The 14,813-nt window shown below is 72.7% G+C and carries 15 protein-coding genes; 14 read left to right on the forward strand and 1 reads right to left on the reverse strand.

From position 1 onward, the window contains the following. Positions 1-86 precede the first annotated feature (86 nt). Positions 87-1,661 carry a helix-turn-helix domain-containing protein gene (locus tag O7634_RS22085; RefSeq protein ID WP_278152023.1) on the reverse strand — a complete coding sequence of 525 codons (1,575 nt, stop codon included), beginning with the start codon at positions 1,659-1,661 and terminating at the stop codon, positions 87-89. A 133-nt stretch (positions 1,662-1,794) separates the two neighbouring features. Here O7634_RS22085 and uraD point away from each other — a divergent pair, with 133 nt between their 5' ends. The 14 genes from uraD (at position 1,795) to O7634_RS22155 (ending at position 14,813) form a co-directional block, all read left to right on the forward strand. Beyond that, the gene (uraD, locus tag O7634_RS22090) at positions 1,795-2,298 is read left to right on the forward strand and encodes a 2-oxo-4-hydroxy-4-carboxy-5-ureidoimidazoline decarboxylase (RefSeq protein ID WP_278152024.1); all 504 of its coding nucleotides are present in this window, start codon (positions 1,795-1,797) and stop codon (positions 2,296-2,298) included. Further along, complete coding sequence (uraH, locus tag O7634_RS22095; protein ID WP_278152025.1) at positions 2,295-2,621, forward strand: hydroxyisourate hydrolase; 327 nt, start codon at positions 2,295-2,297, stop codon at positions 2,619-2,621. Before uraD ends, uraH begins: the two co-directional genes overlap by 4 nt. A 4-nt stretch (positions 2,622-2,625) precedes the next feature. Then, complete coding sequence (gene pucL, locus O7634_RS22100) at positions 2,626-3,492, forward strand: factor-independent urate hydroxylase (RefSeq protein WP_278152026.1); 867 nt, start codon at positions 2,626-2,628, stop codon at positions 3,490-3,492. After that, entirely contained in the window at positions 3,489-4,859 is a 1,371-nt protein-coding gene (locus O7634_RS22105; RefSeq protein ID WP_278152027.1) for an 8-oxoguanine deaminase, read from the forward strand. The genes pucL and O7634_RS22105 overlap by 4 nt, the downstream gene beginning before the upstream one ends. A 47-nt stretch (positions 4,860-4,906) precedes the next feature. Next, complete coding sequence (gene aceB / locus O7634_RS22110) at positions 4,907-6,469, forward strand: malate synthase A (protein ID WP_278152028.1); 1,563 nt, start codon at positions 4,907-4,909, stop codon at positions 6,467-6,469. Beyond that, positions 6,469-7,641, forward strand: coding sequence for a hypothetical protein (locus O7634_RS22115; protein WP_278152029.1), 1,173 nt, complete (start codon positions 6,469-6,471; stop codon positions 7,639-7,641). Before aceB ends, O7634_RS22115 begins: the two co-directional genes overlap by 1 nt. Then, a complete protein-coding gene (allB, locus tag O7634_RS22120) occupies positions 7,638-8,954 on the forward strand; it encodes an allantoinase AllB (RefSeq protein ID WP_278152030.1) in 1,317 nt (438 codons plus the stop codon). Before O7634_RS22115 ends, allB begins: the two co-directional genes overlap by 4 nt. Next, complete coding sequence (gene alc, locus O7634_RS22125) at positions 8,951-9,949, forward strand: allantoicase (RefSeq protein ID WP_278152031.1); 999 nt, start codon at positions 8,951-8,953, stop codon at positions 9,947-9,949. Before allB ends, alc begins: the two co-directional genes overlap by 4 nt. Next, positions 9,946-10,536, forward strand: a complete 591-nt coding sequence (locus O7634_RS22130) for a nucleotidyltransferase family protein (protein WP_278152032.1) — start codon at positions 9,946-9,948, stop codon at positions 10,534-10,536. Before alc ends, O7634_RS22130 begins: the two co-directional genes overlap by 4 nt. Continuing rightward, positions 10,529-11,671 (forward strand): XdhC/CoxI family protein, encoded by a 1,143-nt coding sequence (locus O7634_RS22135; protein WP_278152033.1) that lies wholly within the window; start codon positions 10,529-10,531, stop codon positions 11,669-11,671. The genes O7634_RS22130 and O7634_RS22135 overlap by 8 nt, the downstream gene beginning before the upstream one ends. A gap of 55 nt (positions 11,672-11,726) precedes the next feature. Next, positions 11,727-13,259 carry an RICIN domain-containing protein gene (locus tag O7634_RS22140; RefSeq protein WP_278152034.1) on the forward strand — a complete coding sequence of 511 codons (1,533 nt, stop codon included), beginning with the start codon at positions 11,727-11,729 and terminating at the stop codon, positions 13,257-13,259. A 132-nt stretch (positions 13,260-13,391) separates the two neighbouring features. Then, positions 13,392-13,679: a WXG100 family type VII secretion target gene (locus O7634_RS22145; RefSeq protein ID WP_278152035.1), complete on the forward strand. Its 288-nt coding sequence runs from the start codon at positions 13,392-13,394 to the stop codon at positions 13,677-13,679. A 44-nt stretch (positions 13,680-13,723) separates the two neighbouring features. Beyond that, positions 13,724-14,005 (forward strand): hypothetical protein, encoded by a 282-nt coding sequence (locus O7634_RS22150; protein ID WP_278152036.1) that lies wholly within the window; start codon positions 13,724-13,726, stop codon positions 14,003-14,005. Positions 14,006-14,126: 121 nt separating this feature from the next. Then, positions 14,127-14,813: a hypothetical protein gene (locus O7634_RS22155; protein WP_278152037.1), complete on the forward strand. Its 687-nt coding sequence runs from the start codon at positions 14,127-14,129 to the stop codon at positions 14,811-14,813.

Consider the following 14,813-nt stretch of genomic DNA (forward strand, 5'->3'; position numbering starts at 1 on the left):
CCATTGGCGCAGGACACGAACGCTGGCGGTCCGGCGCCGCCGGAGGTTGGGCGTTCGCACAGCCGGGCCGGTGGCGGGCAGGGGTCTCAGTGGCGTTGCAGTTCGAGGGCGAGATACAGGTCGACGCGGTCGTCGAAGCGGTGCAGCCGGCGACCGGTGAGCTGTTCGATGCGTTGGATGCGGTACCGCAACGTGTTGACGTGGACGTGCAGCGCCTTCGCCGTGCGGGTCCAGGACCCGTCGCAGCGCAGGAACATGTCCAGGGTGTGCACCAGGCGGGCGTCGTGGGACCTGTCGTAGTCGGCGAGAGGGTGCAGCAGCCGCTGGTGGAAGGCCCGCCGGGCCTCGACCGGCACGCTGGCCAGCAGCAGCGCGTGGGAGGAGAGCTCCGCGCTGGAGACCACCGCCACCTGGTCCTGCCCGGTCACCGCGTACCGGTAGGCGTGCCGTGCCTCCTCGACCGCTCTGTTCACCGTCGCGACGTGGTGCGCCGGAGCGCTGAGCCCGATGGCGATCCGTTCGCCCCGCAGCCCCGGGGTCAGTGCCCGGGTCGACTGGCGGATCCGCTCGACGACGTCGGTCGGGCCGGCTCCGGTGCTCGCGGTGTCGTCGTCGGACCGGGGGTCGACGGGGATCACCGCGTGCACCTCACCACCAACCGCCGCGATCGCGGCCGAGGGTGCCAGCGGTCGCACGATCTCCTCGACCACGGTGAGCGCCAGATCGTCGGGTGCTCCTCCGCTGGTCCCGGCGGTGAGGACGACGACGGTGGCGTCCGGGTCGAGGTGGCAGGCCTCGAGCCGGGCCGCGATCTCCCCGGGTGGGGCGCCGTTGACGAGCGGCTGGATCAGGAGCGCGGCGAGGCGTCGCTCCACGTGCAGATGCCGGTCGAGGTGGGCACGTTCGAGGGTGAGCAGGGTGAGCAGGCCGTCGACGGCCTGCCGGCGGTCGCTGCTCCAGGTTGTCGCGTCGCCGGCGCACGCGAACAACCAGGCGCCGAGACGCCGGCCGGGACGGGTGCCGGCGGCGAAGAGGGAGTACCGCCGGTTGCGCGCCGTGCCGAGCACGTGGGGCAGTTGGGGGGCGGTCAGGAAGGTGCGGGCCAGGCGGGCGCGCAGGTCGTCGGCGATCGGGGCGGTGCCCGCGACGAGCCGACCGGTCGGCGACAGGACCCAGCAGGGGATCTCGGCGGCGGCCGAGGGCAGCAGATCGGCGAGGTGCGCGTCCTCGGTCAGCGCGGCGATCAGGCCCCGGTGTCGATTCACGATCGCCGTCAGGTTGGTGGCCTTCTCCACCCGCAGTGCGGCGCCGATGGCGTCGCTGATGGCGGTGAAGGACACCTCGACGGGCACCTCGAAGACGGGGACGCCGTGGCGGGTACACGCCTCCACGACGTCGACCGGAACCCCACCGAAGGCGGCCGCACCGGCCCCGACCGCGCTGACGCCGGCTCGCGCGACAGCCGTCGCGAACACCTCGGAATCCTCGGGGACGCGCCTCCACATGAGACCGGTGAGCACCACCTCGCCACCGGAGAGATAGCGGCTCGGGTCGAGCAGATCGGTGGTGAAGAACTGCTGGATCACACGCTCACCCTGGCCGTGGCCGCTGAGCATCGTCAGTTTGAGGTTGGCCTGGCCCAGGAGGTCGCTGAGCCGCATCGACAACTCCTTGCCTTGGAGGAAGCTCCAGAGACCGTAGGGCGGGAATGTTTCAAGTTCGGTTCGCTCGCCCAATGCTCCCGGCCCCCGGCGCTGTTTGACTACCGCCACCGACGGGTGGAGGGGAGGACCGGTGGACCAGCGTCTGGGGTGGTTCAACGCGTTGCCCACGATCGACGCCGAGCGGGCGTTGTCGGCCTGCTGCGCGTCGCCGTCGTGGGCGCGGGCCGTGGCCGCCGCCCGTCCCTACGCCGACCAGCGGGCGCTCGTCCGTACCAGCTCGGAGGTGCTCGCCGGGTTGCCCTGGTCGGACGTTGCCCAGGCGCTGGCGGCGCACCCCCGGATCGGGCAGCGCGCCGCCGGGACCGACCGCGACGCGGTCTGGTCCCGGCGCGAGCAGGCCGGCGTCGCCGACAGCGCCGATACGGCCCGGGTCGCGCTGCGCGAGGTCAACCAGGCCTACGAGGACCGCTTCGGGCACGTCTTCCTGATCTTCGCGAATGGACGGTCGGCAGCGGAGATCCTCGCCGCCGCCCGGTCCCGGCTCGACAACGACACCACGACCGAGCGGGAGGTGGTCCGGGCGGAGCTCACCCGCATCACCGAGCTGCGACTGACCAGGCTGGTGACCGAGTGAGCCTCTCCACACACGTCCTCGACACCACCCGTGGTGAACCGGCCCAGGGCGTGCTGGTCCACCTGTACCGCTGGGCCGGCGACGGGTGGATCGACGTCGCCACGGGGCGGACCGACACCGACGGGCGACTGCGCGACTGGGTGCCGAAGCGGCGCTGGGCCCGGGGGACGTACCGGCTCTGCTTCGACACCGCCGGCTATCTCGGCCTCGGGGCGTTCTTTCCCGAGGTGTCGGTGGTGTTCGTGGTCACCGACGCCTGGCGGCACCTGCACGTGCCCCTGCTGCTGAGCCCGTACGGCTATTCGACCTACCGAGGGAGTTGACCCGATGGACATCGTGCTCGGTCCCCACCAGTACGGAAAGGCCGAGGTGCGGCTGGTCCACGTCGTCCGCCACGGCGAACGGCACCACCTGACCGACCTCACCGTCGGCGTCGCGCTCGCCGGCGACCTGGCCGACACCCACCTCACCGGCGACAACTCCCGCGTCCTGCCGACCGACAGCCAGAAGAACACGGTGTACGCGTTCGCCCGCCGCCACGGCGTCGGCGAGATCGAGGAGTTCGGTCTGCTCCTGGCGCGACACTTCGTCGAGTCCCAGTCCGCCATCAGCCGGGCGACAGTCACCATCGAACAGCACGCCTGGGGCCGCCTGGGCGAGCACTCGTTCGCCCGCGCCGGAGCGGAGACGCGTACGACGACTGTCACCGTCGACGGGTCGGACGCCGTGGTCGTCTCCGGGCTGACCGGGATGGTGCTGATGAACACGACCGCCTCGGAGTTCTTCGGCTTCGTCCGGGACGAGTACACGACCCTGCCGGACGCGCACGACCGGATCCTGGCCACCGCGGTGGACGCCCGCTGGCGACACGCGACGAGCGACAACGACGACTGGGCGGCCTCGTTCGCCGAGACCCGCCGTCACCTCGTCGAGGCGTTCGTCGGCACGCACAGCCTGTCCCTGCAGCAGACCCTGTACGCGATGGGTCGACAGGTCCTCGCACACCGCCCGGAGATCACCGAGGTGCGGCTGTCACTGCCTAACAAGCACCACTTCACCGTCGACCTCGCACCGTTCGGGCTCGACAACCCGAACCAGGTCTTCCACGCCCCCGACCGACCGTACGGGCTGATCGAGGGCGCGGTACGCCGCGACGACGCCCCACAGTGGGCCGACTCGTGGTGGGACTCGTGAGCACGCCGCCGGGGCAGCGGATCCTGCTCGAGGGCTGCGCGATCGCGACCGTCGACACCGACGGCCGCGAGTACCAGCAGGGTCACATCCTCATCGCCGACGGTCGGATCGCCGCCGTCGGGGCCGGCGCGGCGACCCCGATCGACGACGCCGGGCCACTCCGTCGGGTCGACGCCTCCGGCTGCCTCGCCACGCCGGGCCTGGTCAACACCCATCACCATCTCTACCAGTGGGCGACCCGCGGCCTCGCGCAGCAGGCCGACCTGTTCGGTTGGCTCACCGAGCTGTACCCGATCTGGGCGCGCATCGGCGCGGAGGACGTCGCGGCGGCCGTCGGCGCCGGCCTGGGCTGGCTGGCGCTCTCCGGCTGCACCACGACCACCGACCACCACTACGTGTTCCCGCCCGGCGCCGGCGACCTCTTCGCGGCCGAGGTGGCTGAGGCGGGCCGGGTGGGCCTGCGCTTCCACCCGGTCCGCGGATCCATGGACCTCGGCGCGTCGGCGGGTGGCCTTCCTCCCGACCACCTGGTGGAGGACACCGACGCCGCGCTCGCCGCGACCGCCGAGGCGATCCACCGCTTCTCCGATCCGTCGCCGGACGCGATGGTCCGGGTCGCGGTCGGCCCCTGCTCCCCGTTCTCGGCGAGCGAGCGGCTGATGCGCGAGGCCGCCGCACTGGCGCGGAACGCCGGTGTGCGACTACACACCCACCTGGCCGAGACCGTCGACGAGGAGGCCTACTGCCGGGCCACGCACGGGTGCACACCCGCCGAGTACGCCGAGCGGCTCGGCTGGCTCGGCGACGACGTCTGGCTCGCGCACGGCGTGCACCTGGACGCCGAAGCCGTCAAGCGGATCGCTGAGACCGGCACCGGCCTCGCACACTGTCCCAGCTCCAACGCCCGCCTCGGCGCCGGCATCGCGCCGGTGCGGGACCTGCTCGACGCCGGAGTGCCCGTCGGCCTCGGTGTCGACGGCCCCGCCTCCCAGGAGGCCGGGCAACTCGTCGCCGAGCTGCGCCAGGCACTGCTGGTGGCCCGGTTGCGGGGCGGTCCGACCGCACTCACCGCCCGGGAGGCGCTGACCCTCGCCACCCGCGGGGGCGCCCGCTGCCTCGGCCGCGAGGACGACCTGGGATCCATCGAGGAGGGCAAGCTCGCCGACATCGCGCTCTGGCGTCTCGACGGGCTCGGCCACGCCGACATCGCCGACCCGGTGGCGGCCCTGGTCTTCGGCGCTCCGCCACCGCTGGAGCTGCTCCTCGTCGGCGGAAGACCGGTCGTCGAGGGCGGCCGGCTGACCACCGTCGACGAACGGGACCTGCTCGTGCGCGCCCGGCACGCAGCGGGCCGGCTGCGGACCTGAACCCCGACGCCACCGACAGCGCTGCGACAGCGAGGACAGGAGCGGATGTGCCGACGACCACCGAACGGGAAATCCTCAGCCCCGAGGCGCGGGAGTTCGTCAGCGACCTCCAGCGGCGCTTCGGCGCCCGCCGGGCGGACCTGCTCGCCCGCCGGACGTGGCGGCGCGCGGAGATCGCCCGTACCGGCCGGCTCGACTTCCTCCCCGAGACCACGCACATCCGCGACTCCGCCTGGCGGGTGCCACCACCACCGCCGGGCCTCGTCGACAGGCGGGTGGAGATCACCGGACCCACCGACCGCAAGATGGCCATCAACGCCCTGAACTCCACGGCGAAGGTCTGGCTCGCCGACCTGGAGGACGCCAACACCCCGCACTGGGCGAACGTGGTGGCAGGCCAGGTCAACCTGTACGACGCGACACGCGGCACGCTCCGCTACGACGCACCGGACGGGCGACGCTACACCCTGCGCGCCGACCGGCCGCTCGCCACCGTGGTCGTCCGCCCCCGGGGCTGGCACCTCGACGAGCGCCACCTGCCGGTCGACGGAGCACCGGCCAGCGGCGCTCTCGTCGACTTCGGACTGCACGTCTTCCACAACGCGCGCGAGTTGGTCGAGCGGGGGACCGGCCCGTACTACTACCTGCCGAAGCTGGAGAGCCATCGGGAGGCACGGCTCTGGCACGACATCTTCGCGTACGCCGAGGACACGCTCGACATCCCGCGCGGCGCGATACGCGCGACAGTGCTGATCGAGACCATCACCGCCGCCTTCGAGATGGACGAGATCCTGCACGCGTTGGGGCCACACGCCGCCGGCCTCAACGCGGGCCGCTGGGACTACCTGTTCTCCATCATCAAGACCTTCCGCGAGCGTGCCGTCCTCCCCGACCGCGCCGCGATCACGATGACCGCGCCGTTCCTGCGGGCGTACACCGAACTGCTCGTCGCCACCTGTCACCGCCGTGGCGCCGCGGCCATCGGCGGCATGTCGGCGTTCATACCCGGCGGTGACCCCGCGCAGAACGAGCTGGCCCTGGCACGGGTGCGCGCGGACAAGGAGCGCGAGGCGACCGACGGCTTCGACGGCTCGTGGGTGGCCCACCCCGGGCTGGTCGCGGTCTGCCAGGAGGTCTTCGACGACGTTCTCGGCGAGCGGGACAACCAACTGGACCGCACCCGCGACGACGTGCGGGTGCACGCCGGCCAGCTGCTCGACTTCACCGTCGAGGGCGGCGAGGTCACCTCGGCCGGGCTGCGGACCAACGTCTCGGTCGCGCTGCGCTACCTGGAGGCCTGGCTACGTGGCGTCGGCGCGGTCGCCATCAACAACCTGATGGAGGACGCCGCCACCGCGGAGATCTCGCGCGCCCAGGTCTGGCAGTGGGTGCACCAGAAGGTCCCGCTCGTCGACAGCGGTGAGACAGTCTCCCCGGCCCTGGTCCGACGCGTCCTCGACGAGGAGTTGGCCGGCATCCGGCACACCGTCGGCACGGACGCCTACGCGGCCGGGCGGTGGCCGGACGCCCGCGCCCTCGTCGAGCGCGGCGCCCTGGCCGAGGAGTTCGTCGACTTCCTCACGGTGCCCGCGTACGAGGTCATCGACTGATGGGCCGCCGACTGGACGCCGGGACCATCGCCGAACTGGACCGCCGCCTCGCGCCCGTCGACGCGGCGCTGCGGCAGCACTACCCGGGCGCGGTCCCCGGCCGGCAACCGGTGCACACCGTGTACGTGCCGGCGGACCGGTTCACCCCGGGCCTGTGCCCGACCTGGGGTGCGCAGGCGCTCGACGCGCTCGACGCCTGTCCACCCCTGCCGTTCCCCACCCACCTGCGCGACCGGGTGGTGGCGAAGCTGTCCCGCGAGCCCATTGAGGACCTTCGCCTGGACTTCGAGGACGGTTACGGCGTACGCGACGACGAGGAGGAGGACGACGCGGCCCGCGCGGCCGCGACCGGGCTGCGGGACGGGCCGACCCCCGCCTTCGTCGGGCTGCGCTGCAAGAGCCTGGAACGGGACAGCCGGGACCGGGCGGTCCGGACCCTCGAGGTGTTCCTCGACGCTCTCGGCCCGCTCCCGTCCGGCTTCGTCATCACCGTTCCGAAGGTCCGGGCCGTGCCGCAGGTCGCGGCGATGGCCCTGCTCTGCGCGCAGTTGGAGGCCGCGTACGCGCTGCCGACCGCGAGCCTGCGCTTCGAGTTGCAGATCGAGACTCCCGAGGCGGTGCTGGGCGCCGACGGCACAGCCACCGTCGCCCGCATGATCACCGCTGCCGAAGGGCGCTGCGTGGGGCTGCACTACGGCACCTACGACTACAGCGCCGCCTGTGGCATCGCGGCGGCCCAGCAGTCTCTCGACCATCCCGTCGCCGACCACGCCAAAGCCGTCATGCAGGTCGCGGCGGCCGGCACCGGCGTACGCCTCTGCGACGGCTCGACGAATGTGCTGCCGGTCGGTGACCCGGCCGCCGTGCACGCGGCCTGGCGGCTGCACGCGAGCCTGGTCCGCCGCTCCCTCGAACGCGGCTTCTACCAGGGCTGGGACCTGCACCCGGCGCAGCTGCCCACCCGGTTCGCGGCCACCTACGGTTTCTTCCGCGAGGGTCTGCCCGGCACCGTGGCACGCCTCTCGGCCTATCTCGACCGCCGCGCAGGGGGCGTGCTGGAGGAGCCGGCGACCGGCCACGCGCTCGCGCTGTTCCTCCGCCGTGGTTTGGACTGCGGCGCACTCGACCCGGACGAGGTGCCCGTCGACAGCGCCACACTGGAGGCGATGTGAGCTACGACCTGGTCCTGCGCTCACCGCGGGTCGTCACTCCGCAGGGGGAGCGGCCGGCGACGGTCTGCCTCGCCGATGGCCGGATCCAGGCGGTGACCGACTACGACGCGGCGCCCGACGGTCCGACCACCGATCTCGGCGACCTGGCGTTGCTGCCCGGCGTCGTCGACACCCACGTACACGTCAACGAGCCGGGACGCACCGAGTGGGAGGGATTCGCCTCGGCCACCCGCGCCGCGATCGCCGGTGGCGTGACCACGATCGTCGACATGCCGCTCAACTCGATCCCACCGACCGTGTCGGTGCCGGCGCTGGAGACGAAGCGGCGCGTCGCCGACGGCGCGGTCCACGCGGACGTCGGGTTCTGGGGTGGCGCGGTGCCCGGCAACGCCGCGGACCTTCCCGCACTGCACCGCGCCGGTGTCCTCGGCTTCAAGTGTTTCCTCGTGGACTCCGGGGTGCCGGAGTTCCCGCCGCTGGACCCGACGGCGTTCGACGACGCCCTCGACGCGGTCGACGCCCTGTTCATCGTGCACGCGGAGAGCCCGGACCAGATCAGCGTCGCGCCGCCGTCGCGTCGCTACGCCGACTTCGTGGCGTCCCGGCCACCGGACGCGGAGACAGCGGCCATCGCCCGGGTGCTGGACGCCGCCCGACGCCTCGGCGCGCGGGTCCACATCCTGCACCTGTCGTCGGCGGACGCCCTGCCACTGATCGCTGCCACGAGGAACGCGGGCGTCCGGGTCACGGTCGAGACCTGCCCGCACTACCTCTGCCTGTACGCCGAGGAGGTGCCGGACGGCGCCACCGAGTACAAGTGCTGCCCGCCGATCCGCGACCAGGCGAACCAGGACCGCCTCTGGGCGGGCCTCGCCGCCGGGGTCATCGACTGCGTCGTCTCCGACCACTCACCCAGCACCCCGGCGTTGAAGCGACCTCCCGGCGGTGACTTCGCGGCCGCCTGGGGAGGCATCGCGTCGTTGCAGATCGGCCTGCCGGCGGTCTGGAGCGCCGCCCGGCGACGCGGGTACCGGCTCGCGGACGTCGTCCGGTGGATGGCGCAGCGCCCTGCCGAGATCGCCGGGCTGGGCGGCAAGGGGCGCATCGCCGCCGGCTTCGACGCCGACCTGGTCGCCTTCGCGCCGGACGAGCCGTTCGCGGTCGACCCCGCCGCGCTGCGGCACCGCCACCCGGTCACCCCGTACGCCGGCCGGACACTGCACGGCGTCGTGCGATCCGTGTGGCTGCGCGGCCAACCGGTGTCGCCCGACGGCCCGCCACGCGGGCGGCTGATCTCCCGGAGCGACCGATGACCGCACACAGCGCTCTGCCCGACCTGGCCTCCCGGGCGCTGTCCGGCGGGGTAGTCCACGCCAACGACGAGTTCTTCGCCCCGAGCGATCACCTCGTCGACCCGAACCCGCCGGCGTTCACCCCGCGCACCTTCGGCGCCAAGGGGCAGGTCTACGAGGGTTGGGAGACCCGCCGGCGGCGTACGCCCGGGCACGACCACGCCATCGTGCGACTCGGCGTTCCCGGGATCGTGCACACCGTGGTCGTCGACACCAGCCACTTCACCGGCAACTACCCGCCGTACGCGGCGGTGGACGGCTGCCGGCTGGACGGGCACCCGTCGCCGGGGGAGTTGGCCGAGGCGCCCTGGACACCGCTGGTGCCCCGGGCGGCCCTCGCCGGTGACACCCGCAACGTGTTCCCCGTCGACCCGAGCCACCGCATCACCCACGTACGACTGTCGATCTTCCCGGACGGTGGTGTCGCGCGGCTGCGGGTGCACGGCGAGGCCATTCCCGACCCACGGTTCCTCAGCGGCGGCCTGGTCGACCTCGCGGCCCTGGAACACGGCGGGCTGGTCGCCGACTGCAGCGACATGTTCTACGGCACGCCGAACAACCTGATCGCTCCGGGCCGGGCGCGCACGATGGGGGAGGGGTGGGAGACCGCCCGCCGCCGCGACGACGGCAACGACTGGGTCCTGCTCCGCCTGGCCGCCCCCGGCGTGGTCCGCCTCGCCGAGCTGGACACCAGCCACTTCAAGGGCAACGCGCCCGGGGCGGCCGCGCTGCGTGGCTGCGAGACCGACCCGGACGACCCGGACGGCTGGTTCGACCTGCTGCCGGTGACCCGGCTGCAACCCGACACCCGGCACCGCTTCCTGGTCACGCAGGTGCGCCCGGTGAGCTGGGTGCGGCTCGACGCGTACCCGGACGGTGGGATGGCCCGCCTGCGCCTTCTCGGCGAGATCACCCCGGCCGGCCTGGACTCCCTGTACCAGCGGTGGTCCACGTGAGCGGCGGCGTCGGGGGAGTGCTGCTCGCGGCCGGCGCGGGCCGGCGCTACGGGCTGCCGAAGGCGCTCGCGGTCGCGCACGGCCAGCTCTTCCTGGAGATCGCCCTCGCCGCGCTGCGGGACGGCGGTTGCCACCCGGTCGTGGTCGTCCTGGGCGCCGCGGCCGACCGGATCCGGCTCGTCGCCGACCTCGACGGCGCGACCGTCGTGGTCAACCGGGACTGGTCGACCGGGATGGGGTCGTCCCTGCGGGTCGGGCTGCACACGCTCCGGCCGGCGGGCGTCACCGCCGCCGTCGTGCAGGTCGTCGACACGCCCGGCGTCTCCGCGGCGGCCGTGGCCCGCTTGGCGGCTCACGCCGGCGAGCGGACCATCGCCGCCGCCACCTACCGGGGCAGGCAGGGCCACCCGGTGCTGCTCGGCCGGGCGCACTGGCCGGGTGTGACCAGGATGGCGGCGGGTGACACCGGCGCCCGCCCGTACCTCGTGGCCCGCGCGCGGACGCTGCTCGCCGTGCCCTGCGACGACCTGGGCGACGGCGTCGACGTGGACCGGCCCGCCGGCCTGCCGGATGGCTCCGATGCGTGACGTGCTCGACGACGTCGAGCGGTGGTGGCGGGCCGGGCAGCCGACCGGGCTGGCCACCGTCGTCGCCACCTGGCACTCCGCGCCGCTGCCGTCCGGCACCACGATGCTCGTCGCTCCCGACGGCACGGTGACCGGCAACGTCTCCGGGGGCTGCGTCGACAGCGCGGTGTACGAGCTGGCCCGCGAGGTCATCGACACCGGCCGTCCCGGCCTGCACCGGTACGGGGTCAGCGGCGACGAGGCGTTCGCTGTCGGTCTGACCTGTGGCGGCACCATCGACGTCTACGTCGAACGGGTCGACCCGAACACCTTCCCGGCCCTGCCCGAGGTAGCCGACGCGATCCGCTCCGGCACACCGGTGGGATTGGTGACCTGCGTGGACGCCGGAGGCGATGCCCCGGGAGGACTACTCGGCCGACGGCTCGTCCTCCTGCCCGACCGGACCGTCGGCACGCTCGGCGGCACGGATCTGACGGCGGCCGTTGTCCGGGAGGCCAGGGACCTGCTCCGGGCCGGCCGAACGGCGACAGTGCACGTGGGCCGCGACGGCCAGCGCCACCGGGACGACCCGACCTTCCTGGTCGCCAGCATCGTGCCGCCTCCCCGCATGATCATCTTCGGGGCGACGGACTTCGGGAAGGCACTGGCCCGGATGGGCGCGTTCCTCGGCTACCGCACGACGATCGTGGACGCCCGCCGCGTCTTCGCGACCACGCGCCGATTTCCCGACGCGGACGAGGTTGTCGTCGACTGGCCACACCGCTACCTCTGTGCCGAGGTCGAGGCCGGACGGGTCGACGAACGGACCGTCCTCTGCGTCCTCACCCACGACCCCCGCTTCGACGTCCCGCTGCTGGAGCTGGCGTTACGCCTGCCCGTCGCCTACATCGGCGCGTTGGGCTCCCGGCGTACCCACGACGAACGGGTCGCGCGGCTCACCTCCGCCGGCGTGACCGGTGCCGAGCTCGGCAGGCTGACCGCGCCGACGGGGCTGGACCTGGGCGCCCGCACGCCGCAGGAGACAGCGGTCAGCATCGCCGCCGAGCTGGTGGCGCTACGCTCGGGCTGCACCTGTCGGCCGCTGCGCACGCTGCGCGGCCCGATCCACCAGAGCACCGGGGTGCCGCAGCGGTGAACCGGACGACCCGGCACCTCGTTGCAGGTGGGTGGCGTCGTCGAAGGGGCGGAAGGTGCGGATTGCTGGACTGTTGCCGCATGGTCGCGGCTGGATCGCCGGCCTGATCGCGGTCGGTGTCGCCGCCGCCGTGGGCGCCGGCGTGATCGCGTACGCCGGTCAGGACGACCTGGTCGGCCGGCCGCTCTCCGACGAGCAGATGTCCGCCGTACTCGCCGCCGGGCACGCCTGTCCGATGCTCTCCTCGGCACGGGTCGCCGGGCAGTTGATGGCCGAGTCGGGCCTGGCCGCCACCGCTACCCGCACGGAGTCCGGCGGCAGCGGCCTGGCCGGCCTGGACGAGCAGCAGTGGCGGCGGTGGACGCCGTGGCAGGGCGCGCAGCGCACCGAACCGGTGGCCGCCGTGGCCGCGCTGACGCACCTCATGTGCCAGCTCAGCGGTGAGATCCGGCAGTCCGGTGTGAAGGGCGACCCGTGGCGGTTGGCGCTGGCCGGCTTCCGCGTCGGCGTGCCGGCGGTCACCGAGGCCGGCGGCGTGCCCGACGCGGCGTCCGAGTACGTGCGACGGGCCGTCGGCTACGCGAGCCACTACCAGGGGCTTCCGCACTTCGCCTCGGCTGGCGCCGGCGCGCTCACGGCCGCGGCGGTGCCCGACGCCGTACCGCTGCCCGACGCGCTCGTACCCCCGATCGCCCGCGTCGGCCGGCGGTGCCCCCAGGTGCCCGCTGCCGCTGTCGCCGGGCAGTTGATGGCGGTGTCCGGCCTGCGTACGGACCCCCCGGACGCCGCCGTGCCCCTCGAGCTGTGGCAGCGGTACGCGCCCGCGAAGGCGTCCCGGGCCGACGCCGCGGACGTGATCGGTGTGCTCGGTGCGGGCATGTGCCAACTCGCGCAGGAATTGGACGGGTTGCCGGGTGACCCGTACCTGCTCGCGCTCGCCGCCTGGCACTCCGGCGAGGACACCGTCCGGCGCGCCGGCGGTGTCCCGGACGCGATGACCCAGTCCTTCCTGGAGCGGGTGCGCCGCTACACCGACTACTACCGGCTGGACACCCGCCTCGGCGCGGCTTCCGGCCCCGCGCCGTCGCCGTCCGCGTCGCGTACCCCGTCGGGGTTTTCGTCGGCCACCCCCGGGCGGCCGACGGCCGCGCCGCCCAGCCCCCCGTCGCGCAAGCCGGCGCCGCCCCAGCCCACCCCGCGTCGTAAGCCGGCCGGGACGATGTTCGCGCACGGGCGGTCAGGCAGTTGCCTGGACGCGGGGGCCGCCACCGACCTGCTCGCCTCCCGGATCGAGTCCTGTGACCCGTACCGGGTGTCGCAGCGTTGGAACGTGCGGTCGGACGGCACGATCCGGTCCGCGCGCAGCGGACTCTGCCTCGACGTCAACGACAGCGGTGTCACCGACGGCACCATCGTGCAGACCGCCACCTGCAACAGCGCGGCCACCCAGCGCTGGACGGTCCGCGACAACGCCCTGATCAGCGTGGTGAACGGCGGCATGTGCCTGGACATCGGCTGGGACCTGGCGACCACGGCCATCTGGACCTGCAACTACGACGAGGACCAGACCTGGCGGCCGACCACCTGACGCGCCGCCTGACTCCTGGGTGAGGGAAATCCCCGGAGAACGACCGGCGAGCTTCCCGGACGGTCCTGTGTTCGCCCGCCGGCTGGTTGTCTACCGGTGCCAACGATCATCGGCGCACAGGAGGCAGCCAGCATGGCGATCACCGACATCACCCCGCAGGACATCGAGAACGCGGCCAACAACCACGATGCGGCCGAGCAGGACCTCGACGGTCAGCGTAAGGGTCTCGACGACACGGTCAACGCCCTCTACGCCGCCAACAGCGGGCAGCTCATGGAGAAGCTGAACACCCTCCAGGACCAGTGGAGCGTGGACATGCGCCGCGTCCTCGACCTGCTCAACGACTGCGAGGAGTACCTGCGCCACTGCAAGACCGAGCTGGAACGGCTCAACCAGGACCAGGGCGGCGCCCTCGTCTGATCGCCGCACCCCACATCCCCTGACTGCCCGAAGGAGCTTCTCCGATGTCGGATTTCATCAAGTACGACTACTCCTCGATGGACCTCGCGTACGACGAGATGAAGCGGATCAACGACGCCGTGCTCGCCCAGTTGGACGTCCTCCAGCAGGAGGCCCAGAAGGTCCTCGCCTTCAACGGTGACTACGTCACGAACTACGACCAGAAGGCCCAGAAGGTCCGGGACGGGATCACCGAGCTGAACGACGTCACGGTCAAGCGCAGCAACGACCTGGCTGACATGTTCGGCGACTACCAGGCGACTGACCGGAAGCTCGGCGGGATGTGACGGGCGGGGGCGGCGGGAGGTGCCTGTGCCTCCGCCGCCCTGGTCGCGTAACGCCCACACCGCGTTACGTCCACATCGACACCGTGTGACGCACGCACCGGCCCGGAAAGGAGCAGTGCAGATGGCCAGCTCGGACAGCACCGAGATCGACCTCGCGGCGTTGCGCGACGCGGCGGAACAGATCGAGGACCTGATCACCGACAGCAGCATGACGATCTTCGAGACGGCAGCGGACACCAGCACACTGGAGGCCGGCAAACTCGACGCCGCCCAGTGGCTCGAGGCCATGGTCGCCGACCGCGGCGCCGGCCTGCGCCAGCACGCCCTCGACCTACAGGCGTCCTTCGAGGCGCTCGGCACGCGGCTGCGCACCATCGCCGACATCTTCGCGGAGCAGGACCAGTCGAACGCCGACTCGCTGCAGGGCAAGGCCGTCGACGAGATCGAGACCTGGACCGGATCGGTCGGTGGTATCACCATCCCGCCCGCGGAGGGCGAGGAAACCTACGACACCGGAGACAACGTCAATCGCGACGGCGCGCGTTTCGGCTTCGAGATCGACCCGATGACGGGCGAGGCGAAGAAGGCCGACGACGGGACCATCGCGGTCACCCTGCCGGCGCCCGAGGACCTGAACGTCACCGTCTTCCCGGACACCTCGATCACCCCGGACCTGCTCTTCACCGGCACCGACGTCATCGACTACGACTACGAGGGCGGGTTCTTCACCGAGGGCGCGAACAACCAGGCGGTGCCGCAGAGCACAAGCGTCACCGCGAACGTCACGCCCGAGGACGACGAGAAGTAG

It is taken from the genome of Micromonospora sp. WMMD1120, assembly GCF_029626235.1.
Lineage (GTDB): Bacteria > Actinomycetota > Actinomycetes > Mycobacteriales > Micromonosporaceae > Micromonospora.

Coding starts and splice junctions, on each gene's coding strand:
- O7634_RS22085 (WP_278152023.1), bottom strand. CDS start 1,661: ATGCGGCTCAGCGACCTCCTGGGCCAGGCCAACCTCAAACTGACGATG.
- pucL (WP_278152026.1), top strand. CDS start 2,626: ATGGACATCGTGCTCGGTCCCCACCAGTACGGAAAGGCCGAGGTGCGG.
- O7634_RS22115 (WP_278152029.1), top strand. CDS start 6,469: ATGGGCCGCCGACTGGACGCCGGGACCATCGCCGAACTGGACCGCCGC.
- alc (WP_278152031.1), top strand. CDS start 8,951: ATGACCGCACACAGCGCTCTGCCCGACCTGGCCTCCCGGGCGCTGTCC.
- O7634_RS22135 (WP_278152033.1), top strand. CDS start 10,529: ATGCGTGACGTGCTCGACGACGTCGAGCGGTGGTGGCGGGCCGGGCAG.
- O7634_RS22145 (WP_278152035.1), top strand. CDS start 13,392: ATGGCGATCACCGACATCACCCCGCAGGACATCGAGAACGCGGCCAAC.
- O7634_RS22150 (WP_278152036.1), top strand. CDS start 13,724: ATGTCGGATTTCATCAAGTACGACTACTCCTCGATGGACCTCGCGTAC.
- O7634_RS22155 (WP_278152037.1), top strand. CDS start 14,127: ATGGCCAGCTCGGACAGCACCGAGATCGACCTCGCGGCGTTGCGCGAC.